Raw genomic sequence first — 1,001 nt, forward strand, 5'->3', positions numbered from 1 at the left:
GGCAGGGCGAGGAGCGCCGCCGCGGCGGCCGCCATCAGCCCCCGCTGAGGGCGTCGATACCACGCCCGGCGGGCGTTCTTGTTGTCAGTGGATCGCATGATCAGTCACCTCCTGAGCGTCGATGGAATCGGCGGTGCCGATGGGGTCCCGTTAGTTGTTGTCGTGGCACGAGTCCACGGGGGTCCGGGACGTTCTGGGGATGCGCCTGGGGCGCGCTGCCGGGGTACGGCTCAGTCATGCTCGCCGGACTCCAGCAGAAAGCTGTTGGATACCTGTGCCTCCAGCGCCACGGTGTGGTGCTCGGAGCTGCACATGTGCTCGTACATGATCCTGCGGACCGCCTCGACGTCCTCCCTGCGGAAGGCGTCGAGCAGCTCGCGGTGGTAGTGACGGTTGTCCTCGCCGAACTGCACGCGCCGGGGGCGGTAGGTGCGCTTGAGGTCGACCAGGTCGGAGAGCAGGTCGCTGATGAAGTACACCATGAAGCGCAGCAGCGGATTGCCGCAGGCGTCGGCGATGCGGTTGTGGAAGCTGAGCTCGGCGAGGCGCAGCTCGCGCTGGCCGTCGCGCTCGAAACCGATCCGTTCGCACAGCTCGATGTTCTCAGCCATCGCCTGGAAGTCCGTCTCCGTGAGCCGGCCCACCGCGGCGGCGGCGGCCTCGACCTCCACCACCTTGCGCAGCTGGTATATCTGCCGCCCGTCGAGCTTCTGGAAGTGCAGGTAGTTACGCAGTGCCCGGGTGGCCTGCTCGACCCCGGGCTCGGCGACGTAGGCACCGCCGGCCGGGCCGGTGCGCATCACCACCAGCCCCTCGACCTCCAGTGCCTTGAGCGCCTCGCGCACCGTGCCCTTGGCGCAGCCGTAGAGGTCGATGAATTCCCGTTCCTTGGGCAGCCGGTCACCCGGGCGCAGGCCCTCGACGACGATCCAGCGCTTGACGTCCTCGACGATCAGGTCGGAGAGCTTGCGTCGGGTCGGTTTGCGCCCGGGATCCTGCAT

1 protein-coding gene is annotated in these 1,001 nt (G+C 68.1%); it reads right to left on the minus strand.

What is annotated here, in order from left to right:
* Window positions 1-230 precede the first annotated feature (230 nt).
* The coding region (locus G7A99_RS21070; protein WP_163143859.1) for a FadR/GntR family transcriptional regulator at window positions 231-1,001 on the minus strand (771 nt) is incomplete at its 5' end.

It is taken from the genome of Arhodomonas sp. KWT (genome assembly GCF_010993615.1).